Here is a 25861-nt window from a genome sequence, read left to right as displayed (position 1 = left end):
GCATACAAAAAAAAAGGAGTTTATTACCCCTTTAATCTAAATAAGTTATTATTGCCATATAAGTATTGTTTGAGTATTCGTATTCTACATCTACAATCTCCAATATATTATCTTCATTATCTTTTATCCATGCCTCGACCTTTTCCTTTAATCCCTCATCATTTCCCTGTTGATAAAATGTTGCAAATTTCATAAAAATCCTCCAATATAATTTTATATTTGAAAGCCTGTTATTTTCTTTTTCCTTGTGCCATTGGATCCGCCATCATTTCATACCCTCCAAAACTGGTTATGGTAATTAACATGGCATTAATAATAGAGAGAACTATTCCCTCAGCATTAAAGGAATTTTTTCCAAATATAAAAGTCAGTATTAGGGAAATTGCAAAAGCATAAACCCTTATAAAGGAATCACCAAATCTTTTCTTTATTATTGATTTTGTAAACTGTACAATTACAATCACAGCACCGGTCAAACCGGCAAAAGTCGTCAACATCTCTGCACTCATAAAGTCGTCAAACATAAATAACCCCCCTATCCTAATCTTAATAAGATTTTATGCCAGAATGGAGGGTATTATGAACTATTTTATTAAATTAACCGGTTTTGTTAATTGCCTTTTTATAGATAAGACTTGATAAAGCAGAAATTACAACTCTTAACAATAATGATAAGATAAATTCCGGAGATGTTGGATCTGTAATCGTACTACCGATAAAAGTTGTTGTCAATAAAATAGGAAGTGTTCCTAAAATTGATGCAGTCAAATATTTTGTAAATGATATTCCAGCCGATCCCATAAATATGCTAACTACATCTATTGGAATTATGCCAACCATTCTCACAATAAAGGTAATGAACCACTCATTGTTTTTCATTAGAGAATCCAATTGCGTCAATTTTGGATATTTAATCATTAATTGATCCTTCAAATTACTTGTCGAAGTGTGCCCCACCCAATGGGAATAAGAAAACCCTATACCAATACCTATAATGTTAATAAGTACTGCTAAAAAGGGAGGAAATATCATCCCCGTAACAATATATATAATTGCTACGGGGAACATAACTGTCAAGGATTTTATAAAAAACATCAAGAGTATAAATATAGAAGCCATTAGTTTATTTTCAGGTGTATAGCTTATTATATCATCAACCGTAATATTCTGACCGTAGGAAAGAAATATTATAATCCCTACAAATGCCACTATAGCCGGTAGTAACTTCAATAAAAATTGTTTTGAAGGTTTTTTCACCAAATCACCTCTAACATTATTTTGCAGTACTTGACTCCCATAATTCATCGGCGACTGTAGCCCACTTTTCAGCTTTATCTACACATTTATCAGCAAGATCATGAACATCTTCTGGGTTTTGAAGATCAGTAGATTTTGCCCCGGATTTATCCACCATATCTGATAATCTTCCCGGATTATCCAATAAAGGACATGGTCTTAAATGATTATCATTAAATGGCTGATTATCATGGTATTGCATAAATAAAGGTGATGTATATGCTTCCAAAAGAGTTTTATCATGGATATTTGAATCCGAGTAATGGATAAATGCACAAGGTTCAATATCTCCATTAGCATTTATATGAAGATAGCATCTTCCTCCTGCTATACATCCGTCAATATATTCTCCATCATTCCAGAAATCAATCGTAAAAATAGGTTTAGTTTTTCTAAACTCCCTTACTTGATGATACATAAATTTTCTTTGTTCAGCACTGACCATAAGATCCGGCACTGCATCTTTACCGATTGGCATGTAGGTAAAGAACCAAGCAAATTTAGCACCTTTTTCAATCATATCATCAATATAGGCTTCGCTGCCTATTACCTCAGTATTTTGGCTGGTAGTACAACAAGAAATTCCAAAAGGAAGTTTATTTGATTTAAGTATATCCATTGCTCTTAAAACCTGACTATACGTTCCATCGCCACGTCTAAAGTCCGTCTCATCTTCAAATCCTTCAACGCTTATAGCAGGTACAAAATTTTTAACCCTCAGCATTTCTTTTGCAAAATCTTCATCAATTAAGGTGCCATTGGTAAATGCTAAAAATACACAATCATCATGTTTTTCACACAACTTTATAATATCCTTTTTCCTAACCATAGGCTCTCCGCCTGAATAAATATACATGTAGGTGCCCATTTCTTTGCCTTGTTCTATTATATTATCCAGTGTATCTATATCCATATTTAATTTATTGCCATATTCCGCTGCCCAACACCCTATGCAATGAAGATTGCATGCAGATGTAGGATCCATTAATATAGCCCATGGAACGCTGCAATTATATTGTTCTTTTATCTTTTTCTTTCTGGCGGCTCCTAAAATAGTAGTATTGACAACAAAATTCTCAAACATGGTTTTTCTTACATCATCATCAATATCTGTCCACAAACTTTTAACTAATTTGTACCAATTGCTATCAGTATCAGATAATACGTTTTTAACAGCTTTTAATTGACTGCTGATATCACCGTTTCTATCAAATTTTTCCACCCAATCTATAATTTTGGGTATATTAGCATCCGGATCGCTATCTAAATAATTTAAAACCTTCTTTATACCATAGGATTGGAAGTTTTCTTTCAACGTTTTTTCTTTCATAATATATCTACCCCCTAATTTAATTTTATTTTAAATCATGGTTAATAGAATGTCTTTAGACAAAAAAGAATAATGTCCAAAATTACGACATCAGAAAATTTTGTTGACTTTTTTGACAAAATACTGTTATGTCCATAGAAATCTTTTTCATAATAGTTTATATTAATTATATACATAAAAGGAGTGAGTCTGATGCATCAGAAATTAACGAGAACAATGTTGGATATTGCAATAGATAAAGGCTTAAAAGAAATTAGAACAAAATCAAAACGCGGGATTAGAAACCTTGTGGATTTAGGCGCTCATTTTGCTAAAGGAAGATTTCAAGAATATTTTTATCAAATTGCACAAAATATGTTGGAAAATGAGGATAGTTCCTATTATGATTTAGTTTTTAATACGGTTAATAATGTGGATAATAATATACTTAAAACTTTCGGAATAAATATAGGACTTAACAGTTGGACATACGGAGCTAATACTATCAGAGAAAAAGAAAATTGCTACGAATACAATACCCCATGGGCGATAATATTTGATTTTACAATTCCGACTGCAATTAGTTTAAATTCATCTGACATATTGAAGTCAATAAGCGATGGCAAAGATATGGGAATATTCAGCTATATAGCTTTTATTAATGACAATACATCCTTAAAAGAAAATTTGTTTGAGGCCTTTGAAAAAAATCCGGATTGTGCTTTTATATTATTTGCAGATCCTAATAATCTGGACATAAATGATATATTAAAGATAAAGAACTTAAAAAATATTCTAATTTCCATTAACATGGAAGAAATGAAAGAAAATCAAGAACTTTTGTCAACTGTTGAGTTATTAAAAGAAAATAAGTGTTTATATGGAATTCATAGCATTTATGATGATAAAGATACTGAAACTATCTTAAATAATGAATGGATAAATAAGATCGTTAATCTAACTTCAACTTTTGCTTTTCTCATTCATTCAAAAAACTGCAAAAAAGAAAACATTGCAAAAGTTTCTTCCTATATACAAGATATGAAGACGAATCAAAAATATCCAACCTTTTTAATCGACTTATATGAGGATATGTCCTATGTCAGCAAAATTATTTCATCCAAATCTTGTTTTATAAAAATATTACAAGATGGTAAGATAATTACAGAAAATGAAAATACTAATTCAAATCTAAATATAACTAATATTAAACTAGAAGATATCTTCTCTTTCTCATGCTAAAGGTGAGACCCAAAAATCTCACCTTTTATTAATTGCTGTATTCCATATCTTCATTTACCTTTAGAACTACACCTGTTGCGACATTTTTTAATAAATATGTATAAGTTTTGGGAGGAATTTCCCCACCTTCTAATAGCCATTTTGTAATTGATGTTCTTATTGCATCCACAAAAAATGTTATATAAAATTTCTTATATTCGCTATCTTCAAAGATATCCTCAAATTGTACTGCAATAATCGATGCTAAGATTTCCCCAAAATATTCATAAAATGAATTTTGACCTCTCACTTCCAAGACATTGCTGTAAAAGGATTTATTCTTATAGAGAAATTCACAAATTTTTTCTATGATTTCCCAGTGTGATAAATAGTCCTCATCTTGAAATTCTGCCACAAATTCCGTGTAGTATATCCAATTTACCAAATCATATTTGTCTTTAAAATGATAATAAAAACTTTTGCGATTCATTCCGCATTTTTCAACAATATCCTTCACGCTAATTTTAGAAAAACTTCGCTCATTCATTAATTCTTTTAATGAATTTGCCAAAGCTTGTTTGGTTACCAGTGAACCCGACATATTTACCATTCCTTTAAGAAAAACTGCTTTATATATCTTTACCCAAAATTGAATGTTTTATCCATTTCAATACTTAATTCCATAATACCACAATACTTACAGATATTATAGTTGTACCAAACAATTAATATGTTTTCTATTGCTTTTATATTTATTACAATTACAATTACAATTCACAATTGACAAACTGTGCTTTTTATGCTAATTTATACTTAATAAATTGACTGAAGTCGATACCCTTTCATTTCAAATATCTCTCAATTACGCTTGAGATAAAACTATAAACAATTATTATTGGATTCATTTTTTAAGTATACCATGAAGGTATTTGCTTATCCATAGGATGAGTAATTTCTTTGTGGTATTTTATTTTTGTTAGGAGGAAAAAAATATGAAAAAAAATTCAATCAAAAATTTAGTCCTTGCAGGGCTATTCGTAGCCTTAGGACTTATATTGCCATCTCTTACAGGAAGAATTCCAGCTTTGGGGCAGAAGGTTTTGCCTATGCACATACCGGTTTTGATCTCGGGATTTGTCTGTGGTTGGCCTTACGGTTTGATGGTAGGATTTGTTACACCATTACTAGCTAGCGTTATAAATGGTATGCCCCCAATGTTTCCTGTAGCTATAGCAATGGCATTTGAATTAGGAGCATATGGTCTATTAACCGGTTTATTCTATAAGTTATTCCCTAAAAAGCCCGTTTTTACTTATCTGACACTAATTCTGGCGATGCTTGGAGGAAGAGTGATTTTAGGAATTGCAAATGTAATTTTATTGGGTCTAAACAATGCTCCTTATACTTTTGAAATGTTTATCGCAGGGGCATTTACAAACGCTATAATCGGAATCATTATTCAAATAATTATTATTCCTATATTAATAAATGCTCTGCAAAAGGCAAGGCTGATTTAACATGAAGAGAATCACCAATGATACACTATCCATTATATTTGAAAGAATTGATGATTTGCTTAAAGAGCGTGATACCGTTAATATAGCAATTGACGGCAATAGCGGCGTCGGAAAAAGTACATTAGCTAATTTAATAGGTGAAAAATTTGATTCAAATATTTTTCATATGGATGATTTCTTTTTAACTCCGAATTTAAAAACGGAAGAAAGACTAAATGAAGTAGGCGGAAATGTAGATTATGTACGATTTAATGATGAAGTTATCTCAGGAATAAAATCTAAAGAAACATTTAAGTATCAATTATACAATTGCAAAAAATTGGAACTGGATGATATTGTTGTAATACAGCCTAAAAGATTAAATATAATTGAAGGCAGTTACAGTATGCATCCCACGTTAATTAAAAACTATGACTTGAAAATATTTCTACAGATAAATGAACTGGAACAAATAGAAAGAATTCTAAAAAGAAATGGCCCGGTTATGCTTCAAAAATTTATTAATGAATGGATACCAAAGGAAAATATTTATTTTGAAAAAATGAGGATTAAAGAAAAAGCTGATTTAATATTTAATATTTAAACAAAATGTGTTGCCCTGATGGCAACACATTTTATCTTTCTATAACAGTCCTTTCTACTTCTTCAACAACCAATTGTATAAAATCACTATAGGGCATCTCCTGCACCCCTGCAACAGTTACATTGCACTTATTTATAGGAATTAATATCTTTTTAGCCTTGCTATCTCCTACAGCTAATGCCATCTTGGGCGTCACTTCTCCCAGAAATGAATTTGCTGTAATTATTCCAATAGGTCCGATTATTATATCGGCATCCTCACAGTTGCGGATGACCGGATTTTCCCCGGTTGCTCCGAAGTCCGCTCCTGATTTCAGCATTGCAGCTGTTGCTATGCTATTTGTTCCTATTGCTATAAGTTCATATTGAGGTATAGTAGCTTTGAGACGTTCTACTACCATTTTGCCTATTTTACCACCTTGCCCATCTATTACAAGTATCTTCAAGAATATACCCCTTTCGTAGACCTTTTATTGCCAATCAAATATAATGAATATAAATTATGTCAAATTTTATAATATCATATTTCCCCAGTATTTCAATTCCTAGCCATAGTTCGAAATGTTTGAGATCATGTTAGCCTAAAATGGAACTTATGGCAGATATTGTTCTTCTATTTTTGTTACGTACCCGTTCTTTGTATATATATGATACAGCGGGGCATAATTTAATCCTTCATTATACTCTATGAATTCTTTTCTATTAACGGATTTATGATCTGAAACTACACCTGATTCATCTTCCTTGAATATTAAATATTCAGTATCATCTGCTAAATCCAATGCATAGGGATATGTGTTGTTATTATAAATATAAAAACCTGAAGGCATATCCAGGTTAATGTCTATATTCAACTCCGCAGCTCTTTCTTCATCCTCTAGTGTCAAAAATTCAACTTTATCAATGTCAATATGACTTTCATTCAAGTTTATTTTTATTATATATCCAATATAATGGCTCTCCGGAGTCTCCATAAAGTCATTGATTTCAGCCGGATTGATAATTTCCAAATTGTTTCTTTTTACAAGTGTTTGCCCTAAAATATTTACTATATAATCATATCCTACTTCAATAGGATCTATAAGTGTTGATTCCTGTCCTCTATCAGATTGTTCTTGTAAAGCTTTATAATAATCTTGGATTTTTATATCTTCTTTAGGATTTGGAATTTCATGATATATATTGCCATTGCCATCCATCCATCTTTCAACAGTCCATATGCCATTTTTCCCTTGTACTACCGGCTGAGATAACAGTAGCTGAGATATCTCTCCTGTAGATAAGGGGAATTTTATGACTACATGATTGCCTTCATAGGTTTCAAAAGGTAATTGTCCCATATCTTCTAACATAATTCTAATTCCTATTTCCTGTGATGCCAAGGTATCCATAGGTACTATGTCCAATGAAGTCACCCTACCTAAATATACAAGTTTGTTATCTTCATAAGTAAAAACCAGATATGGTTTACCTATACTGCTGTCTTCAGTTATCCAACCATCTTCAATATTCATACCCCCTGCCAATACTACTCCGTCCATGCTTTCAGGTTTTAATCTATACTCTAATTTCCATAATTCAATTGGAGTTGAAAGTATATTATCAAAAGATGATAATTTCTCCAATTTGGTAATCTTTTTGTCTATAAATTTAAAATCTGCCCATTCAGCATTTTCATACATTTCAATTTCATTGTCTATAAATTGCCATGCATAATCCTCTACGGTTGCATTAGCATTATCATCATTCCCATTGCCAGGTGGATTGCTCAACAACCCTACAGCTAATGCTATAATGATGAGAATTAATACCACTATAACCCAGAATTTAGGTTTCTTGTAGTTCAATATATTTTTTATCCTGCCCTTTGTATTGTTTTCACCAAATGCAATAGGAGAACCCCCTACTATTCTTTTCCCAGTAGACAATGATAACAATGAGTTGGAATAATCCTTTTTTATTTCATAGCCCATTTCTTTTATTACCGATTCATCACAGGATAATTCCATATCTTCTCCCATCAGATAAAATGAAAGCCACACTAAAGGATTGAACCAATGAATAGATACTATTAAAAATGCTAAGAATTTTATTATATGGTCAAATCTTTTAATATGTGTTTGTTCATGCTTTAGGATGTATGCCGCTTCAATTTCAGAAAGATTGTTTGGAAGATATATTTTAGGTTTTATTAACCCAAAAACAAAAGCTGTCTTTATAGTGTCTATTCTATAAATATTCTTATCCACATGTACTGCCAGTTTTAATTTTTTTGAAAGTCTTACTGTAGTATATATGCTATAGATTAAAAGCACTGTTAATACCGCCAACCATATTGCACTTCCTATTGAAATCCATATTTGCATTGGGTTCACACTCGCCCCTACTATAGGTGCCGGTAATGCTCTATTTACCGCTCCATCAATTGCTGTTATTCCACTTTGAATTTGTGGTGTTTGTGTATAAACTATATCATGGGGTATGGTCTTTGTATTGATCTTTACTAGACTATATATGCTCTCAAAGGAAAAAGGAAATATAAGCCTGAGAAAAACTATAGCCCAAAGTCCATAGGAGAAAATCTTAGGTGCTTTCTTTAAGAAAAACCGAATTACTAAAACAAATAAAATGACATAGCCGGAAGTAATGCTCATATTGATAATCTGTAAAAACAATTTATCCATTAAACTCCCTCCTCATGTTCATTTATTAGTTTCTTAAGTTCAAGCACTTCTTTATCGCTAAGTTTCTTTCGCCTTGTAAATGCTGTCAAGAATCTAGGTAAAGAACCTCCAAAGTTTTCTTCAACGAAGATTTTACTCTGTTCTCCATAAAAATCATCTCTTTTTATAAATGACGTTATTATGCTGTTGTTATTTTGAACTATCTTCTTTTCCTCAAGTCTTTTTATCATTGTGTAAGTAGTTGACTTTTTCCAATCAAATTCTGCTTCACATATCTTCACCAATTCAGGCGATCTGATTGGTTCGTTCGCCCATATTATGTGCGCCAAATTTTCTTCTGCTTCAGTAAGTTTATATTCTATCATATGAAACACTCCTTTCAGTCTACAAGTCATAAACCTTTGTTATATTTAGTCTATGCTTTGTAGACCCTTTTGTCAAGGATTTTTTTAAGTGAAATCATATAATTATAAATCGACGCGTTTGAAGACTCGGAAAAGTGGATTCTCATTCACTATTCAACAAGTATTGCTATCAACTCCTGCTGCTTCTCTAAACCAAATCCGTTTTCTGATAGCAGTGATTTAAAGTTTTTGTCATCCATATCGTCTAATAGACTAATAATGGTCTCGGGCTTGGATGCCATACATTCATTCAAAAACGATGGGTCAGGAAACAAATTAACAATATTCTCAAATGCAGTGCTCATTGATTTGTTGACACCATTGGTATTATAGATACTGCTGACGATATAATCAGCAACGATATCTTCACGCTCTACACCGCAGAGATACAAAATAGCCGCTGCTATGATGCCGGTACGATCCTTGCCTGCGGTACAAGCGAAAATGACGCTTCCATTTCCTAAATTATCCGTAATGGCATTGAGAATATCCACGCAGCAGGTAAGGTTATCGAACAATGTTTTACTGTAATCCAGCTTCATACTTTCTATAAAATTATCTATACTGTCTGTGCTTGCATCCAGCATTACATTTGGATTGCTGACAGGCAAATCATCCAGCTCCTTCATCAATGAGAAATGCTCATACATCACGTTTGTTGGAGTGGCAATTGGATTTAACTTCACCTCTGACTTGCTGCGCAGGTCTATAACAGCATATACATTACGTTCTAACAGTACCTGCCAATCCTTTTTCGTAAGTCCGCACAGAGCATCGCCTCTATAAAGCATCCCCCATTTAGTTGAAAATCCCTGAGCTGTGGGATAACCTCCCAAATCGCGAACATTATAAGCCCCGTCCAGGGGAATGTGTTTCAAATGTTTCATCATCGTTTCATCCTCTCGCTTGTTATTAAATATAATTGCTTAAGCTTGATTCAATCCTCCGAAAACTGACTGTTATACAGTTTTTCATAAAAGCCTTTCTTTGCGAGTAGGCTAGAATGGGTACCTTGCTCCACAATATTTCCGGAATCCATAACCAAAATCAGGTCGGCATCCTTGATAGTGGATAGGCGGTGGGCAATCACAAAGCTGGTGCGCCCATGCATAGCATTTTTCATTGCCACCTGAATTAGCATTTCCAACCGAGTATCCACGCTACTGGTGGCTTCATCCAAAATAAGTATCTGCGGATCGGCCAGGATTGCGCGGGCAATGGTAAGCAGCTGCTTCTGCCCAAGCGATATATTGCTGCCTTCCTCGTTTATTATCATATCATAACCGCCGGGCATAGTCTGGATAAAGTGGTGCACATTTGCTTTTTTCGCGGCTCCCACAACTTCTTCATCGGTTGCATCAAGTCGCCCAAACCTGATATTTTCTTTAATACTGGCGTTGTATAGCCACGCATCCTGCAAAACCATGCCAAACAAAGAACGCTCAGATGTCCTACGCATATCGTAAATACTTTCTCCATCAATAAGGATATCTCCGCTATCTATATCGTAAAACCGCATTAGCAGGTTAATAATGGTGGTTTTCCCAGCACCTGTAGCACCGACTATTGCGATTTTTTGACCGGCACTTGCTTCAAAGGAAAAATCTTTAATAATAGGATCTTCTTTTACATAAGAGAAATTGACATTTTTGAAGCTAACATTTCCGGCATAATTTTCGGGATTAAAAATAGCCGGCTTGTCCTGCTCGTCACTTTCCTCCTCTTCATTGCAAAAGTCCGCAATACGTTCCATTGAAGCTATCGCACTTTGGATAGCAGGAGCAAGCTGAGTAATTTGCCCCATGGGATCGTACACAATCCAAATATACTGCACAAATGCCTGCATGCTGCCAATTGGCATCCCAGAAAAAACAGCAAATCCGGTGAGCAAAATCATAACAACATAGATAATATCCACCAGAAATTCCATAATAGGTGATAAAAGTGAAGAAGTAAAATTCGCCTTAAAACCAACTTGGTTCAGCCTGTTGTTAATTTTCTGGAATCCTTCTATTGTACTGTCTTCATTGTTAAACAGCTTTATTACGGTGAATGCGGTATAACGTTCCTGTATATACCCATTCATTTCAGCCAAAGCATTTTGCATCTCCAAAAACTGATGCTGCGAACGCCTAATGATATATTTTGAAAATACAAAAGCAAGTGGAAGCATAATCATTGCCAAAAGCCCCAATGGAACAGAAATATAGAGCATCATAACAAATGTGGTAACAACGCTTGTTATGGAATAAATTATAGACAATAGTGATTGCTGCATTGCATTAGAAACCACATCAACATCATTTGTAATGGTGTTTTGTATAGTTCCCTTGAGGCGGCTATCAAAAAAAGAAACCGGCAAGGTGTTAATTTTCTGATTTATACGCATACGAAGATCCCGAAAGCTATTTTGAATAGCACCCGTAATAATATAGCTGCTCGAATAAGTCATAGTCTGTCTAACTATATTGAAGATAGCCAAAAGAATTGCAACATAAAAAATATACCGAAAGTTTATCTGTGCTCCGGGCACTTTATTTGCAATATCAATAACATTATTTGCTAGTTCTGTTATTGCAAGCCCAATAATAAATGGATTCATTGATCCGAGGATGCTGCCGACAATAGTAAATAGTACCGGGACAATATATCCAAATTTATAAGGCATTATGATTATTTTTAAAAGTTGTTTAATCTTTTCAAAAGGAATTTTATTCATGCAAGTTCCTCCTCTGAAAGCTGTGAAATGGCAATATCATAATAAATATTGCTGGTTTTTAATAATTCTTCATGAGTGCCCCAAGCAACAATTTTCCCTTCATCCAGAACGATAATCTTATCAGCATGACGTATGGTACCGACACGTTGAGCAACAATCAAAACGGTTGCGTTGGTAATTTCTTTTCGCAGCTGTGTTCGAAGGTTCAAGTCTGTGGCATAGTCCAAAGCGGAAAAACTATCATCAAAAATGTATATTTCCGGATTTTTCACAATAGCACGTGCTATAGCAAGGCGCTGTTTTTGTCCTCCTGAAAGGTTACCTCCGCCTTCACTTAGCTTTTCCTCATATTTATATGTTTTTTCTTCAATAAAATCAGAAGCTTGTGCAATTTGAGCCGCTTTTTCAATTTCTGTCTGACTTGCCTTTGGATTTCCTAAGCGAAGATTATCGGCAATGGTGCCGGTAAACAACTGAGCTTTTTGAGGAATAAATCCGATTCGATTACGCAGAGCTTTGATATTAAAGTCACGAACATCAATTCCATCAACTAATATACGCCCTTCATTTATATCATACATCCGTGGAATCAATTGTATAAGTGTAGATTTACCGCTTCCGGTGCTGCCGATGAAAGCGACGGTTTCTCCTTTGTTTACGGTAAAGCTGATATTTTTCAGCATTGGTTCCTCCGCATCAGGATATTGGAACGTAACATTTTCAAAAACAATCGTTCCGCTTTCCCTAGTCTCAGTTTTTCCCTCTTCAAGATTTTCAGAAATCATAACATCACAATCTAATATCCTCTGTATACGTTCTGCAGAAACAGACGCCCTAGGATACATGGTAAACAATAAGGCAAGCATCAAAAAAGAAAACAGAATGTGAAAAATGTATTCAATAGTGGCACTTAAAGCTCCAACATCAAGGGTATTTTCCCCTATGGCCTTGCTGCCAAACCAAATAACCAATGTAATTATAGTATTGAATAGAAAATAAAAGCCCGGTTGAGCTAAAGCTGTCAGTCGAAAGGCTTTTTTGGAAACAATACAATATTCATCGTTGACTTCTGAAAAACGTTGTTCTTGAAAATTCTCATTCCCAAAGGCACGAATAACACGTAACCCTGACAGTCCTTCCCTCAAGATTCGATTTATCTTATCAAGACCGCTTTGCTGTGCTTTAGAATAGCGGCGAGAAAACAAATTTATAAATAAAATTCCCAAAAGCAAAATTGGAACGGTAGCTAAAATAGTCCAGAGCATCTGAGGGTTGTTTTTGATTATAAGGACAAAACCGGTAATAGTCATAATAGGAGTTATAGTTGCGCTACGCAGCATATTTTGCACAAACAGCATGATTTGATAAGCATCGCTGGTAGTGCTTGTAATCAATCCGGACACACTAAACTCATTGTACTCACCATGAGAAAAACTTTGTGTTTTAATAAATATATCACTTCGAATATCTCGGATTACATTTGACGCAATACGGCTGTTTGCATATGACATACATATTTCACCAGAGATGCCAACAATAACAACTCCCAGCATAATAAGAACAAGCTGAAGCAGCAAAATGCGATTTTCACCCATCAAGGCATCATTAATTACATACTTTAGCAGTGTTGGCAGACCCATTTGAATGCAAACAAAACCAAGTACACCTAATACACTTAGCAGCAAATATTTTTTGTAACGCCACGTGTATTTTAAAATAAGCTTCATATTCCACCTCTTTAATTATAGTAGAAAACAGCACTAACACCACAAGGGTATCGGCACTGTTTAGGTAAATATTAATTACAAAACTGACTTTAGTCGGGATGACAGGATTTGAACCTGCGACCTTTGCGTCCCGAACGCAACGCCCTACCAAGCTGGGCTACATCCCGATATTTCAGCGCACCCTGAGGGATTCGAACCCCCGACCAACAGATTCGAAGTCTGCGACTCTATCCAGCTGAGCTAAGGGTGCAATTCATTTGTTAAATAAAACCTAATAGTATAATACTCAAATTATAGATACTTGTCAAATTTTTTAACAAAATTTCCCTGTATTTAAAATGTGATCTGCATATCCGTTTATCGCATAGGTTTTAGCTATCAATATCTCTCTTGATTTATTTATATCTAGTATAGCTACTCCTTGTGATTGCCCATGTGGATTGGAGATAAATTTTCTACAATTATTAATAAATAAATTGAACTATTTGTATATCTATATTATAATAAGTAATACAAATATATGTAAGGGGTAGAAACATGATATTAGAAATTGATATGGCAGGAGACATCCCTATCTATCAACAAATTAGAAATCAGATTGTGTTTGGTACTGCCACAGGTCGTTTAAAGGTTGGAGAACCACTCCCTACTGTTCGGCAACTCGCCTCAGATATAGGCGTGAACCCAATGACGGTAAACAAAGCCTACGGATTGTTAAAAGATGAAGGCGTAATTGTTATTGACCGAAGGCATGGTGCAAAAATTAATGAACTTCCTTCGGCTGATGATGGCTTTATCAATGACAATTTGACTGCAGAGTTTGAGCAAAGAGCAGCACTATTGATTTCAGAGGCTCGAATGAAAGGCGTTTCTCAGGAAAATTTAAGGGTACACCTCAATATTCTTGTTGATAATATTTATAATCAGAAGGGGGAAATATTATGATTTGGATTTATATTTTTATACTATGGCTGGTTTATATAGTGATGACTGTATCCTCTTTATCCTACATCAAATATCAGGATCATCAGATTCTGGGTGTTACTCTATCAAAACTTAATGCAGATAATCCGGAAATAAAGGGAATTATAAATTCCTTTAAAAAACTTTGTTACCTAATCTTATCTTTCTCAATGGGATTTAGCTTGTTGTTGTTGATGCCATTTATCAGACATTATGCTGACTTTTTAATGTTTTTCATGATGGCGCTAAATCTATTTGCAAATTGGATTTCTATTAATCACCATCAAAAGAAACTATTAACTATAAAAGAACAGAACAAGTGGATATACTCCAACAAAAAAATTGTGACAGTTGATCTAAACGTTTCAAAGGTAAAAGGTAAATCCAGAATATCTTCAGTTTGGATATGAATATTTCTTATTCTTAGTTTTATACCTATGATATTTTTACTTATTAACTCAGATATGCGAAAATTTTATCCATTGGGATTCAGTTTTATCGGTCCAGTATGTCAACTGCTTTCAACCTTTTTATACTATCAAATGATCAATCAACCCTCTAGAATTATAGGTCATAAACAAGAATCAAATCTATTGTTTGCACAAAAGTATGAGAGAATAAACAGCACAACTGCAACGCTTACTGCTCTTTCTATGCTGATATTTTGGATTTTATTCAGTCTTTCTATACTGCATATACAAAACAATTTTCTCATTATTGTTCCAATTACATTTTTGATTATAGCAGTGTTAACAATTGAGAATTGGCATCAGAAGAAAATACACAAACTTGAGGAAGCCTTTACTGATATTTCTTCAGAGTATGAAGAAAACATTCAGGAACAGGAAAGCACGTGGAAATGGGGCTGTTATTATAATCCTAACGATCTACGAATCTTCGTTCCAAAACGATTTGCAAGTATGGGCTGGACTATTAATATCGGCCGGCCGATTGGGAAGGTCTTATATTTTGGAACCATTGCACTTGTTTTTGTAGTTATTATATTCTTAGCATATGGAGGGACTAAAGATTATGAAATTGAACTTGAGGGTCCTGAAATGATGATAGACGCCACCATGTATGATATATCTATTGAGAAGGAGCAAATAAATACAGTATCGATAATTAATCAGCTTCCCAACGGAATACGAACAAATGGCTATGGAGGAGTGAATAAAAGTTTTGGTCATTTCACTTTTGATAAATATGGAAATTGTATGTTATATGTTTACAACAATGTAAATCAATATGTTGTCATAGACCTAAAAGGCAGTAATCCTAACTATATAATTATAAATGATAAAACCATGGAGGAAACGGAAACTCTATATCAAGCTATCAATAGCTGGCTGTCAGAATAAAATATACCCCATCCTTCTCTGCCCCTATTCTCGTATTTCGCTTTCCCTTTTAAGTCTATTAATTTCCATATTGTATCTTATCAAATTCACTGCTAACAAAACTTCCACTACCCCAAAGATTATCATCAATGGTATTTTATTTACTTTTGGAAATAGTTCAAATTTATATAATGTCCATTGATATTGGGGTATTAAACCTGTACTAAATAGAAACATTAAGCCTACAAAGATAATCATTGCAATAGTTGGTTTTCTCATGACTTTCAATGTTTTGATTTTATCTTCTATATTAGTATATATTTCAAATGGTTTCCCATCATTTTCTTTTTCTAAAATTAAAAACTCTCTCTTTATCATTCCGTCTGTTGTCGCTATCTTTGCCCTGCTGTCAGCATAAGGTCTATAACGTACATTTCCCAATGAAACTTTGCCTATACTCCCTGCCTTTTCAATATATCGTATATTTGACTCCTTTAAAAAGTCCTCATAATCTTTAAGAGAAGAATAGGACTTATTCGCCACATAGTCGATGGCATATCTAAACTTTCCTTTTTCACATTCTTCAAAATAATAAAATGTATTCCCAATTTTAACTAATCTATAACTCTCATCTGACATTTCATTCAACCATTTTGTGAGCCCTAATATAGGTCTAAAGAAAAACTTAAACTTTCTAATCATTGACCTTTCCCCCTTCCTCTACGATATCAATCCCAATTTCATAAACCTCTTTGAGTCTATTAAGTTCCGATTCAACTTGAATTTTACCCTCATCGGTTATCATATATTCCTTTTTCCTGTCTCCGTTATCCATTCGAAATGGAGATATCCATCCCTTTTTGTGTAGATTATTTATTGCGCCGTAGAGTGTTCCTGGACCGAAAACCACTCTTCCTTTAGTCTTTTTTTCAACAAACTGCATAACACCATAACCATGGTTAGGCTTATACATTGCTAAAAGAATTAGAAGTGCTGTTTCAGTTAATGGAGCAATATCTTGTTTCTTCTTCATAATCTTTCCCTACCCTCCCTATTACATTATACGTAGTATCTACAATTTATTATATCGCCTAACGTAATACGTATCAAGTAGTATTTGAAATTATATCAAAAAAGACACCATGTAATTTTATGGTGTCTTTGATTTGCTTTATTTCATAAAGAAACGTATAAGTTTGAAATGCTTATCAGAATAGGGATGATATCTGATAGGAAGATCAATCCAATTATATTTTTTTAGAATACTTCGATAATGAGTGAAGGTATCGAAACTTTGCTTTCCATGATAACTCCCCATTCCGGAATGTCCTACCCCTCCAAAACCCATATAGGGACTTGCAAGATGAACGATGGTGTCATTGACACATCCCCCACCGAATGAGCAAGTATTAAAGATCAAATCTTCCGTCTTTTTACTTTGAGTAAAAAGATAAAGAGCAAGGGGTTTTGGACGAGAACGGATAAAATCGATACATTCTTTCAAGTCTATATAAGTTAAAACAGGAAGAATTGGACCAAAAATCTCCTCCCGCATTATTGGAGAATCATGTGCTACATCTACCAACACAGTAGGCTCTATAAATCTTTTCATTCCATCTATTTTCCCACCAATTGCAATTTTTTCACCCTTCAAAAGATTAGTTAATCTATTGAAATGTTTGTCATTTACTATAACAGGCATATTGGAATAATCTTCATCCGGGAAAAAATCCTCCAGAGCCCTTTTATATTCCTCAAGAAATTTATCTTTCACATTCTCATGTATAAGAAGATAATCAGGTCCTACACAAGTCTGTCCGGCATTGAGAACTTTACCGAAGGCAATTCGTTTAGCAGCATTTTTTAGATTTGCTGTTTCGTCAACAATGACAGGGCTTTTTCCCCCTAATTCAAGAGTTACCGGTGTTAAGTTTTTAGCAGCGGCCTCCATAACAGCCTTTCCTACTTTTACGCTTCCGGTAAAAAAGATATAATCAAAGGCTTCTTCAAAGAGTGCATTATTCTCTTCTCTGCCGCCTTCAACTACAGCAATATACTCCTTAGGATAAATATCTCCAATGAGTTTTGCAATTACTTTACTGGTTTCAGGTGCATATGCCGATGGTTTCAAAACAGCACAGTTGCCTGCTGAAATTGCTCCTATAAGGGGTTCAAGAATTAGCTGAATGGGGTAATTCCATGGAGACATAATGAGAACAACACCATAGGGTTCCGGAACAACATAACTCTTGGAACTAAAATGTACTAAAGGGGTTTTTGCCCGTTTGGCCTTTATCCAAGAGGACAAATGCTTCAAATGAAAATTTATTTCGTCAAACACAATACCGGTTTCAGTCATATAAATTTCAAAGGGTGCCTTGTTCAAATCGGATTTCATAGCTAATTCAATCTGACTTTCTCTTTCCTTCAGAGCATTTTTAAGCTTTAACAGAGCTTCTCTCCTAAAAGATATAGATCGGGTAGCTCCGGTTTCAAAGTATTCCCGTTGACATGCTGCTAGGTGTTTTATATTCATCATTACCTCCTGAGCTTTTGCCTGAAACTTCTTGATTTAATATCCTAAATGATTTTGCATTGCTTTTATACAACGATTTAAATACAGGAAAATATTGGTCATATATTGAGATATTTTCCTGATTTGGTATGAATTTTCTTTTGCACGGTATAAATTTCTTTGAAGATTCTATATCATCCAAAATGCCAAGTCCTACTGCTATAGTGACGGCTGCTCCTACTGCTCCTACATTTTGAGGGTTCTCTACTGTTTCAATTTCACGATTTAGAACATCTGCTAAAATCTGACAAGTTAAAGGAGCTAAAGCTCCACCTCCCACCAACCTGATTGTCGGTAAGGTTTTAACTTTCTTTTCTATAGCTTCAAGCTGCCACCTTAGATGGTAACAAATTCCTTCTGCTACTGAGTGTATCATTTCTGTCTTACCGGTTTCAATACCAATATTAAAAAACATGCCACGTGCATTATGATCTTCAAAAGGACAACGATTTCCATGAAGCCATGGTGTAAATATCACGCCATTGCTCCCAGCCGGAACACTCTTTATACTGTACATCATAAAATCGTATAAGCTTTTATAAATGTTTTCAGGATCTTCCCAAATTTGTTTTTTATCTAGAAAAACTCCTATTTCATCAAGAGCTAGATGGTCTTTTACCCACTCCAAGCACTTCCCCGCAGTTTCCAGCTCTGCAAAATAATTGAAATAACTTGGATTTGCTCCTATTATGGAAGCAATCATATTGTTTATGTCTAGGCGTTGTTTTTTTACAACAGTTGAAACCCACCCTGAAGTACCCATGTAAATGTGTGTTTCCCCCTCTGAAACAGCTCCGGCGCCTACCCCTATAAGAGAAGCATCCCCACCGCCGGAAAATACCGGCGTTCCTGCCATCAACCCCAGTTCTTCAGCTGCTTTCTGAGTAATTGTACCTACCTGATCCGTACTTTTACATATTTCCGGGAGATGCTTAAACTGAACTCCCATCATTTTACATAGCTCTTTGCTAAATCCATTTTTGTCTTTTCTAGTATCATATAGAAGAGTTGCAAAGGCACTATCCTCAGACATTACAAATCTATCGCAAGCTTTACACACAAGAAAGTCTTTCACATCCAGCCATTTGTATACTTTCGAAAAAACTTCCGGTTCATTATTTTCCACCCATTTATATTTCCAAATGGGGTCCTTGACGCTGGCGGAGACAGCTCCGCTAATCATTATAGAGCGAAGGAGTTTAGAAACATTTAAGCCGGATATACGAAACCCATGCATAATCCCTTTTTTCATTTCTTCCTCTCCGCGATTGTCCATATAGCTCATAGCTCTCCTTACAGGCTCACCCTTATCATCTACCAGTACAAGGGCCTGCATTTGAGCGCAAAATGAAATCCCACTAATTGATCCTTTAGGAATCTTCGATGATTCCAAAACCCTAGAAGTCGTACAGCACATTGCTTGCCACCATTGATTAGGGTCCTGTTCCGCGCCTCCGTTCTCCATAATATATAAGTCATATTCCTCCATAGCGCTATCTATGAGCGTAATTTTATCTGAAATTTCAAAAAGACATGTTTTAATACCTGTAGTACCTACATCATAGGCAATTACATTAACTGACATAAATCTCTCTCCTTATTATTATTTTTCAGATAATCTAGAATATTTCTTTAGGTAAATAAATCTCATAAGTGCACATTCAAATTTGTTTATGGGCTGAGGATCATTAAAAAGGCTTGCTGCAAAATATGCTTTACAGTTTTTCTTTAAAATCATGTTTACAGCTAATGCATCCCCTTCATCTTTCCCCCAACATAAGGCACCTAAATCCTTGATTAGTACCGCAGAAGAATGTCTCAGTGCCTTTAGGATTGATTTTTCTCTGTCTTCAACTGCTTCCGCTTTTAACCCTACAATTTGTGCAAAGTCATCAAGATATGGTAGCAGAGGTTTTGAAAGAGAAATGTAACTTAAGATTTCAGGATCCGTATTTAATATTACATTGCCTCCCCTTTCAGCCAATACAGCCTGTTCAAAATCCTTTAGTCTAGTAATATTCTGTGAAGCATCTTTTTTCTCAGAAAATGTTAAATGATACCCATTTTTCTCAATAAAATTACCACTTATACTTTCCAATTCGTTAGCAATTTGCATTGTGCTTTCATAATCCTTACCATAGCACAAAGCCCCATGATTTTTTAGAATTACTGCATTGGACTTGGAGTGTTCAAGTGCAGCAACTACATTTTTTCTAAGTGTTTTAGTCCCAGGTAGACCATATTGCGCACAAAGTATTTCATCGCTAAATAAAGATTTTGAATATTTAAAATTACATTCAGATAGAGGTATTTTTTTAAGTTCCGAAGCCGATATGGCAGAAGCATTCTCCTGATGAGTATGTATCACAAAATTGATGTGGGGCAGACGATGATATACTTCTGCATGAATACCCTTTTCAGATGAAGGTTTTATATCTCCTTCATAGCTTAAATCCTTTATTTTTACTTCCACAATGTCATTGCCGGTCAAAGTAAGATAATCTCTGCCGCTGGGTGTAATAGCGAATCTCTCCTCGTCAATACGGCAGCTCACATTGCCCCATGTCCGTGCAATTAGGTCGGAATCTACAAGCTCTCGGCCTGCCCTTACGACCAATTCTTTTGCCTCTTTAGATTCCATAGCAACTCACCCCTTTTCTACGACTTTTGAACAATAGTCTGAAATACATGATCAAATCGTTCAAGTATATCCGGAAGCATTGAGTCTTCATAAGCTGCACTTGTATAAAGGCGACTTCCGGCTAAAGTGACAATACCTTCTGCCATATAAGCTGCGCCCATATGCTCCATTTCTCGTTTTCTTAATGAAGTTTGGTCTAATACATTAGGGATTTTCCAAGGTTTTGACCAGTCTATTGAAAAATGCATGGTTCCTACTGTTTCCAGATGACATATAGAACCTTGATTAAATGCAACAAACGGAAGGTCATATTTTTCAATTAAACCCTGTAGTCCATCTACTAATTTGTCGCCAAATTCCGCAGCCTTACCGGCGGCATCTGTACGCTCCATTTCGCAGATGGTATAATAACCTGCCAAGCAGCTTAAAGGATTTGCTGCCATAGTACCTCCTACCAGAGCTTTTTTATGTTTTGCTTCTCCGCTGATCCCTGCAGACAAATATTTCATGACCTCTTTCTTTCCGCCCAATCCACCTGCGCTGGGATACCCTCCCGCGATTACTTTCCCAAATACAGTTAAATCCGGAGATACACCGAAATATTCTTGTGCTCCTCCCATACCCATTCTAAAACCTGTAACTACTTCATCAAATATAAGAAGCGCATCATATTTTCTACATAATTCTTCAACACCTTTATTAAAATCAAAATCTAGTGGTCTCGTACCGCTTTCCGGACCTACAGGCTCAATTAAAACAGCTGCAGTCCCTCCGTGACGCTTGTTGCGCTTCAACTTCTTTTCAAGATCATTTAAATCATTTGGAAAGAATTCTTGAGTATGTTTGAAGATATACTTCGGAACTCCGTGAGCTTGAGTCCATTTGGAGCCCGGAATTCTTATGCCGTATGCCAGCTGATCACTCCATCCATGATAGGCTCCACCCATCTTAATAATATTTTTCTTCTTTGTAGCTAATCTTGCAACCCTAATGGCTGCCATACACGCTTCTGTTCCGGATCCCAACATCCTGATCATTTCTACAGATGGCATACAATCTGAAATCTTTTTTGCTAATTTGTATTCATATTCGTGGAAAAGACCAGTAGAAGGTCCACATTCGTTTAAAAGTTGGATAACCTTTTCCCGAACCTGAGGCGGATTGCTGCCAAGAACCGTGGGACCACCAGCCTGCAAAAAGTCATAATATCTGTTCCCATCGATATCATATAGATAACAACCTTCGGCCTTTTCAAATACAAGCGGAAAAGGATGGTTAAAAGCAAGATTGTGCTGTACTCCACCGGGTATAAGCTTCTTAGCTTCATCAATCATTGCCTTTGATTTAATGCATTTTTCCCCAAAATATTCAGTTTCATATTTCTCTAATGCTTCCGGGCTTACTGTATAGATGGGTTTTTGAATCAATTCATCAAGCTGCGAGGTGATTTTCTTTACGTCAGGATACCTAGAAACTGCAGAATTTTGTTTCATAATGGATTACCTCCTGATATTTAAAGTGAGCGAGTACTCACTCTATTTATTATTTTACTATAGTATACCATTACCCTATGAAAAGTCAAGAATCTTTATTTGCTAAATGCGGCTTTAATAAACTTCATAAGTTCTTCTGCAACTAAATCATCTTTATCAAAGATATCAGCTCCTGCAAATATTTTAAAACGCTCCTTATAATATTCACAGGAGTAAGAAAACTGTAAGGAAACAAAAAGATTGTCTAAAAAAAATGCAAACAGTTTTGCATCAATGCCAGTTCTAATTAATTTTTCTTCTTTTGCCTTCTCGATAAGATCGGTATAGAGATTAGCGGAAACGCTCTCAACCTCTGACACAATTTGATAGATAAGATCCGTTCGATTTTCTGCAGTCATCTGATTGTATAACTTTGTTAAAAGCAAATTAGATCTTGAATTTATCTGTATAGCTTTAATTATTTTCTCTATTTTCCACAATAAATCAGCATCCTCCAACATTATTTCATCCAGAACGGATTTTAAAGTTTCTACCGCATAATGTACCGTCGTTGCAAATAGATCTTCCTTGCTGTTGAAATACGAATACATGGCACCTACACTGATTCCTGATTTTTTTGCTATTATATTGATATTTGCACTTTCAAAACCGTGTTCAGCAAACTCAGCTATTGCAGTCTGCATAATTTTATTTCTTTTTTCTTCTGAAATTTTTATAAAGGTATCGTTATATAAAGCTGTTTTCATATTCTTCTCCTTATGAATTTTACATTTTTAAATGTTCTCATTTTGTATTTTATCACATTTTTATGTTAAAGCAATTACCTCAGCATTGTGTCCCCTATATCATAAGGTATTATGTTTGTATTTAATTCGGTAAGATTTCAATATTTGTAATTTGAATTCGATTAAATAAACGGATATTTGCCATGCTATTTCCAAGTCCGCTGTCTATATAAAGAATTGTATTGTCAAAATTAAATATTCCCTTATCATATTTGGGAAACAAACCTTGCCCAGGTGAAATTATTGCTCCTATTATAGGTAATCTAACTTGACCTCCATGTGTATGTCCCGACAATATGAGATCTAACCTATTGTCTAAAAACCGTATCGGTCTATTTGGAGAGTGAGATAACAGTAAATTGTATCTATCTTCATTCAAATCATGAAATATTTTTTTAAAATCAGATTTCTCAGCATAAAAATGTACACCCATTACATTGAGTACATTACCCTCTACATTGATTACTTCCGACTTATTGTCTAAAATCACAACACCTTGATTATACAATTTTGCATATAATTTATTTTCCAATTTATTATTTACTTCGTGATTACCACTTACAAAAAATACTTTTTCAGTTACAGTTTTTGACCTCTTAATAACTTCAATGGCTAATGCTAAATCCCTTGTTTTATAATCAATTAAATCACCGGTAATTGCGATTATATCAGGATTAAATTCATTTATCTTTTTGAATAATTTATCTATATTTACTAATTCATTGGAATGAAAATCAGTGATTTGTGTTATTTTTAAAGGTTTACTTAGTTTTTTAGAGGATAGTTTTATTTTATTTATATAAAATTGACTTATTTGGCGATAGTTATATAAATATAAAAATATAATGCTAAATAATATAATTAATACAATCTTTATTGTTTTCAAATATAAACCTCCATACTATTTTCTATCAAGTTATTATAACATTTATAGAGCATCTTTAAAACTAATTCTCTCTTTCCACTATACCTTTGTTTGTATATTCCCTTTCAAGCAATGCTCACAATTTCTCTTTGAAAGGGAACTTTAGCCGGAAAAGTATTTGTTCTTTAAGGATATAATAAAACAAACTCTGTTGCATTTAATTTAACTATCGGAGATTACAATTTATGCCTAAAAATTCAGGGCCTTCCATCAGCAAATCCTTTTTCTCTTTTCTTACCCCGATGCCAGATCAGACCAATGATGAATCCTATGGTTGCCGGTAAAACCCAACCCATTCCAATAGAAAAAAGCGGAAGGTATTTTTCTCCAAAGCGTATCAATGCCTGTGATGCCCCCATATGACGTATAATATCCGGACTTGCATTAATACCATCAATAATCGATGCAACCAAGGTAAAATAAGTTGTCATCTGATATACACATGAATCATGATTAAAAAGTCCTCCAATGATAGAAAGCAAAATCAATGTCATTGCAAGCGGATAGAGAAACATTAATACCGGGATAGAGAAATGAATAATCTTAGTCAATCCAATATTGGATAACAGGCAGGATAACAAACTTACACCTGTTGCAAAGGTAATATACTTTATTGAAGGATAAAGTTGAACAAAGGTTTCCGAAAAAGCTGAAATCAATCCAATAGCAGTCTTTAAACATGCTGTAATAACAATGAGCGCAAGAATAACACTGCCATAGGTGCCAAAATAGTAATTGGTAATCTGAGCTAAAGCAATCCCTCCGTTTTTACTTAGGGTAAAAGCCCCAAGACTCATAGTTCCCATATATGCTAACATACTATAAATAGCCCCCATTGCTGCAATGCTGATTGTACCGGATTTAATGGTGTCTATTGCTATTATCCCGGGATCTTTTACACCACGATCTCGGATTGTTGACACGATTACAATCCCAAAAGCCAAAGATGCCAGAGCATCCAATGTATTATACCCTTCAATAAATCCTTTTGAAAAGGCATTTGTCTGATACCCCGGCTGTATCTCAGCTCCTGCAATCAAGCCCATTGGACGAACAAAAACCATAATTAAAAGTACTCCCAGCAAAATTAAAAATAACGGATTCAAAATTTTACCGATATAATCCAATAGTTTTGTTGGTTTGCGTGCCAATATCCAGGCGGCAAGAAAAAAAAGGCAGCTGAAAATTGCAAGTGCCAATGTCCCCTTATCTTCATGAATAAAAGGTGCAATTCCGATTTCATATGATGTCGTTGCCAACCTTGGAATTGCATAAAGCGGGCCAATTACAAGATAAAGTAAAATTGTAAACATATATGCATAATGGCGATTCACATGAGACGCCAGTTGAAATACTCCTTCACTCTGTGAGATTCCTATCGCAACAACCCCAAGAAAGGGTAGCCCAATTCCCGTAACAAGAAAACCTAAATTTGCCCAAAAAACATTCATACCTGCTTCTTGCCCAAGATGTACAGGAAATATTAGATTCCCTGCACCAAAAAACAATCCAAACAACATAGAGCCAATCATTAAATAATCGCTAAACTTTAATTTCTTTTTCTCATTTTCCAAAGCTTCATGTCTCCTCATTAATTTTTATCTAAAGGTAATTTAATTCCTACACAAATTATAATAACATATTTCAATATATAAAAAAACACGGCTCAGTATAAATGGA

The 25861-nt window shown here is 34.6% G+C and carries 26 protein-coding genes and 2 tRNA genes; 6 read left to right on the top strand and 22 right to left on the bottom strand.

What is annotated here, in order from left to right; genetic code table 11:
- Nucleotides 1–31: 31 nt before the first annotated feature.
- The 4 genes from H8707_RS00930 to H8707_RS00915 form a co-directional block, all read right to left on the bottom strand.
- The gene (locus tag H8707_RS00930; RefSeq protein ID WP_262428264.1) at nt 32–193 is read right to left on the bottom strand and encodes a hypothetical protein; all 162 of its coding nucleotides are present in this window, start codon (nt 191–193) and stop codon (nt 32–34) included.
- Between the two features lie 37 nt (nt 194–230).
- The gene (locus H8707_RS00925; protein ID WP_262428263.1) at nt 231–524 is read right to left on the bottom strand and encodes a hypothetical protein; all 294 of its coding nucleotides are present in this window, start codon (nt 522–524) and stop codon (nt 231–233) included.
- A gap of 73 nt (nt 525–597) precedes the next feature.
- Complete coding sequence (locus H8707_RS00920) at nt 598–1257, bottom strand: TVP38/TMEM64 family protein (protein ID WP_262428262.1); 660 nt, start codon at nt 1255–1257, stop codon at nt 598–600.
- Nucleotides 1258–1273: 16 nt separating this feature from the next.
- Nucleotides 1274–2626, bottom strand: coding sequence for a radical SAM protein (locus H8707_RS00915; protein ID WP_262428261.1), 1353 nt, complete (start codon nt 2624–2626; stop codon nt 1274–1276).
- 192 nt (nt 2627–2818) lie between these two features.
- Here H8707_RS00915 and H8707_RS00910 point away from each other — a divergent pair, with 192 nt between their 5' ends.
- Nucleotides 2819–3847, top strand: coding sequence for a hypothetical protein (locus H8707_RS00910; RefSeq protein ID WP_262428260.1), 1029 nt, complete (start codon nt 2819–2821; stop codon nt 3845–3847).
- A gap of 28 nt (nt 3848–3875) precedes the next feature.
- On the opposite strand, the gene H8707_RS00905 is transcribed toward H8707_RS00910, so the two are convergent.
- Entirely contained in the window at nt 3876–4436 is a 561-nt protein-coding gene (locus H8707_RS00905; protein WP_262428259.1) for a TetR/AcrR family transcriptional regulator C-terminal domain-containing protein, read from the bottom strand.
- A gap of 382 nt (nt 4437–4818) precedes the next feature.
- Between H8707_RS00905 and H8707_RS00900 the strand changes: the two genes are divergently transcribed.
- Both H8707_RS00900 and H8707_RS00895 read left to right on the top strand, forming a co-directional pair.
- Entirely contained in the window at nt 4819–5343 is a 525-nt protein-coding gene (locus H8707_RS00900; protein WP_262428258.1) for an ECF transporter S component, read from the top strand.
- Between the two features lies 1 nt (nt 5344).
- A complete protein-coding gene (locus H8707_RS00895) occupies nt 5345–5926 on the top strand; it encodes a hypothetical protein (protein WP_262428257.1) in 582 nt (193 codons plus the stop codon).
- Nucleotides 5927–5957: 31 nt separating this feature from the next.
- Here the strand turns inward: H8707_RS00895 and H8707_RS00890 are convergent, their stop codons facing one another.
- The 8 genes from H8707_RS00890 to H8707_RS00855 form a co-directional block, all read right to left on the bottom strand.
- Entirely contained in the window at nt 5958–6371 is a 414-nt protein-coding gene (locus H8707_RS00890; RefSeq protein ID WP_262428256.1) for a DUF3842 family protein, read from the bottom strand.
- A 147-nt stretch (nt 6372–6518) separates the two neighbouring features.
- Complete coding sequence (locus tag H8707_RS00885; RefSeq protein ID WP_262428255.1) at nt 6519–8609, bottom strand: M56 family metallopeptidase; 2091 nt, start codon at nt 8607–8609, stop codon at nt 6519–6521.
- A complete protein-coding gene (locus H8707_RS00880) occupies nt 8609–9004 on the bottom strand; it encodes a BlaI/MecI/CopY family transcriptional regulator (protein ID WP_262428254.1) in 396 nt (131 codons plus the stop codon). Before H8707_RS00880 ends, H8707_RS00885 begins: the two co-directional genes overlap by 1 nt.
- Nucleotides 9005–9123: 119 nt before the next feature.
- Nucleotides 9124–9900, bottom strand: coding sequence for a tyrosine-protein phosphatase (locus tag H8707_RS00875; RefSeq protein WP_262428253.1), 777 nt, complete (start codon nt 9898–9900; stop codon nt 9124–9126).
- A gap of 50 nt (nt 9901–9950) precedes the next feature.
- On the bottom strand, nt 9951–11732 hold the full coding sequence (locus H8707_RS00870; protein ID WP_262428252.1) for an ABC transporter ATP-binding protein: 1782 nt from the start codon (nt 11730–11732) through the stop codon (nt 9951–9953).
- On the bottom strand, nt 11729–13459 hold the full coding sequence (locus H8707_RS00865) for an ABC transporter ATP-binding protein (protein ID WP_262428251.1): 1731 nt from the start codon (nt 13457–13459) through the stop codon (nt 11729–11731). Before H8707_RS00865 ends, H8707_RS00870 begins: the two co-directional genes overlap by 4 nt.
- A gap of 93 nt (nt 13460–13552) precedes the next feature.
- A tRNA-Pro gene (locus H8707_RS00860) sits at nt 13553–13626 on the bottom strand.
- Nucleotides 13627–13635: 9 nt separating this feature from the next.
- Nucleotides 13636–13709: transfer RNA gene (locus tag H8707_RS00855), tRNA-Arg, on the bottom strand.
- A 287-nt stretch (nt 13710–13996) separates the two neighbouring features.
- Between H8707_RS00855 and H8707_RS00850 the strand changes: the two genes are divergently transcribed.
- The 3 genes from H8707_RS00850 to H8707_RS00840 are packed head-to-tail and all read left to right on the top strand — an operon-like array spanning nt 13997 to nt 15783.
- Nucleotides 13997–14404 (top strand): GntR family transcriptional regulator, encoded by a 408-nt coding sequence (locus H8707_RS00850; RefSeq protein ID WP_262428250.1) that lies wholly within the window; start codon nt 13997–13999, stop codon nt 14402–14404.
- On the top strand, nt 14401–14832 hold the full coding sequence (locus H8707_RS00845; protein WP_262428249.1) for a hypothetical protein: 432 nt from the start codon (nt 14401–14403) through the stop codon (nt 14830–14832). Before H8707_RS00850 ends, H8707_RS00845 begins: the two co-directional genes overlap by 4 nt.
- Nucleotides 14833–14859: 27 nt before the next feature.
- Nucleotides 14860–15783, top strand: coding sequence for a DUF5808 domain-containing protein (locus H8707_RS00840; protein WP_262428248.1), 924 nt, complete (start codon nt 14860–14862; stop codon nt 15781–15783).
- A gap of 24 nt (nt 15784–15807) precedes the next feature.
- Here H8707_RS00840 and H8707_RS00835 read toward each other — a convergent pair whose 3' ends face one another.
- The 9 genes from H8707_RS00835 to brnQ form a co-directional block, all read right to left on the bottom strand.
- Nucleotides 15808–16464: a DUF2812 domain-containing protein gene (locus H8707_RS00835; protein WP_262428247.1), complete on the bottom strand. Its 657-nt coding sequence runs from the start codon at nt 16462–16464 to the stop codon at nt 15808–15810.
- Nucleotides 16457–16795, bottom strand: coding sequence for a PadR family transcriptional regulator (locus H8707_RS00830; protein WP_262428246.1), 339 nt, complete (start codon nt 16793–16795; stop codon nt 16457–16459). Before H8707_RS00830 ends, H8707_RS00835 begins: the two co-directional genes overlap by 8 nt.
- Nucleotides 16796–16933: 138 nt before the next feature.
- Nucleotides 16934–18298, bottom strand: a complete 1365-nt coding sequence (locus tag H8707_RS00825) for an aldehyde dehydrogenase (RefSeq protein ID WP_262428245.1) — start codon at nt 18296–18298, stop codon at nt 16934–16936.
- Nucleotides 18255–19922 (bottom strand): xylulokinase, encoded by a 1668-nt coding sequence (locus H8707_RS00820; RefSeq protein WP_262428244.1) that lies wholly within the window; start codon nt 19920–19922, stop codon nt 18255–18257. Before H8707_RS00820 ends, H8707_RS00825 begins: the two co-directional genes overlap by 44 nt.
- An 18-nt stretch (nt 19923–19940) precedes the next feature.
- Entirely contained in the window at nt 19941–20978 is a 1038-nt protein-coding gene (locus H8707_RS00815) for a class II aldolase/adducin family protein (RefSeq protein ID WP_262428243.1), read from the bottom strand.
- Nucleotides 20979–20995: 17 nt separating this feature from the next.
- A complete protein-coding gene (locus H8707_RS00810) occupies nt 20996–22471 on the bottom strand; it encodes an aspartate aminotransferase family protein (RefSeq protein WP_262428242.1) in 1476 nt (491 codons plus the stop codon).
- Nucleotides 22472–22566: 95 nt separating this feature from the next.
- A complete protein-coding gene (locus H8707_RS00805) occupies nt 22567–23217 on the bottom strand; it encodes a TetR/AcrR family transcriptional regulator (RefSeq protein WP_262428241.1) in 651 nt (216 codons plus the stop codon).
- Between the two features lie 121 nt (nt 23218–23338).
- Entirely contained in the window at nt 23339–24142 is an 804-nt protein-coding gene (locus tag H8707_RS00800) for a metallophosphoesterase (protein ID WP_262428240.1), read from the bottom strand.
- A 236-nt stretch (nt 24143–24378) separates the two neighbouring features.
- Complete coding sequence (brnQ, locus tag H8707_RS00795) at nt 24379–25773, bottom strand: branched-chain amino acid transport system II carrier protein (protein ID WP_262428239.1); 1395 nt, start codon at nt 25771–25773, stop codon at nt 24379–24381.
- Nucleotides 25774–25861: the final 88 nt, after the last annotated feature.

This window comes from Paratissierella segnis (assembly GCF_014385195.1).
In the GTDB taxonomy this organism is placed as follows: Bacteria; Bacillota; Clostridia; order Tissierellales; family Tissierellaceae; genus Paratissierella; species Paratissierella segnis.
Note: the sequence above shows the minus strand (reverse complement) of the source record. Positions and strands in the feature narration are given on the sequence as shown.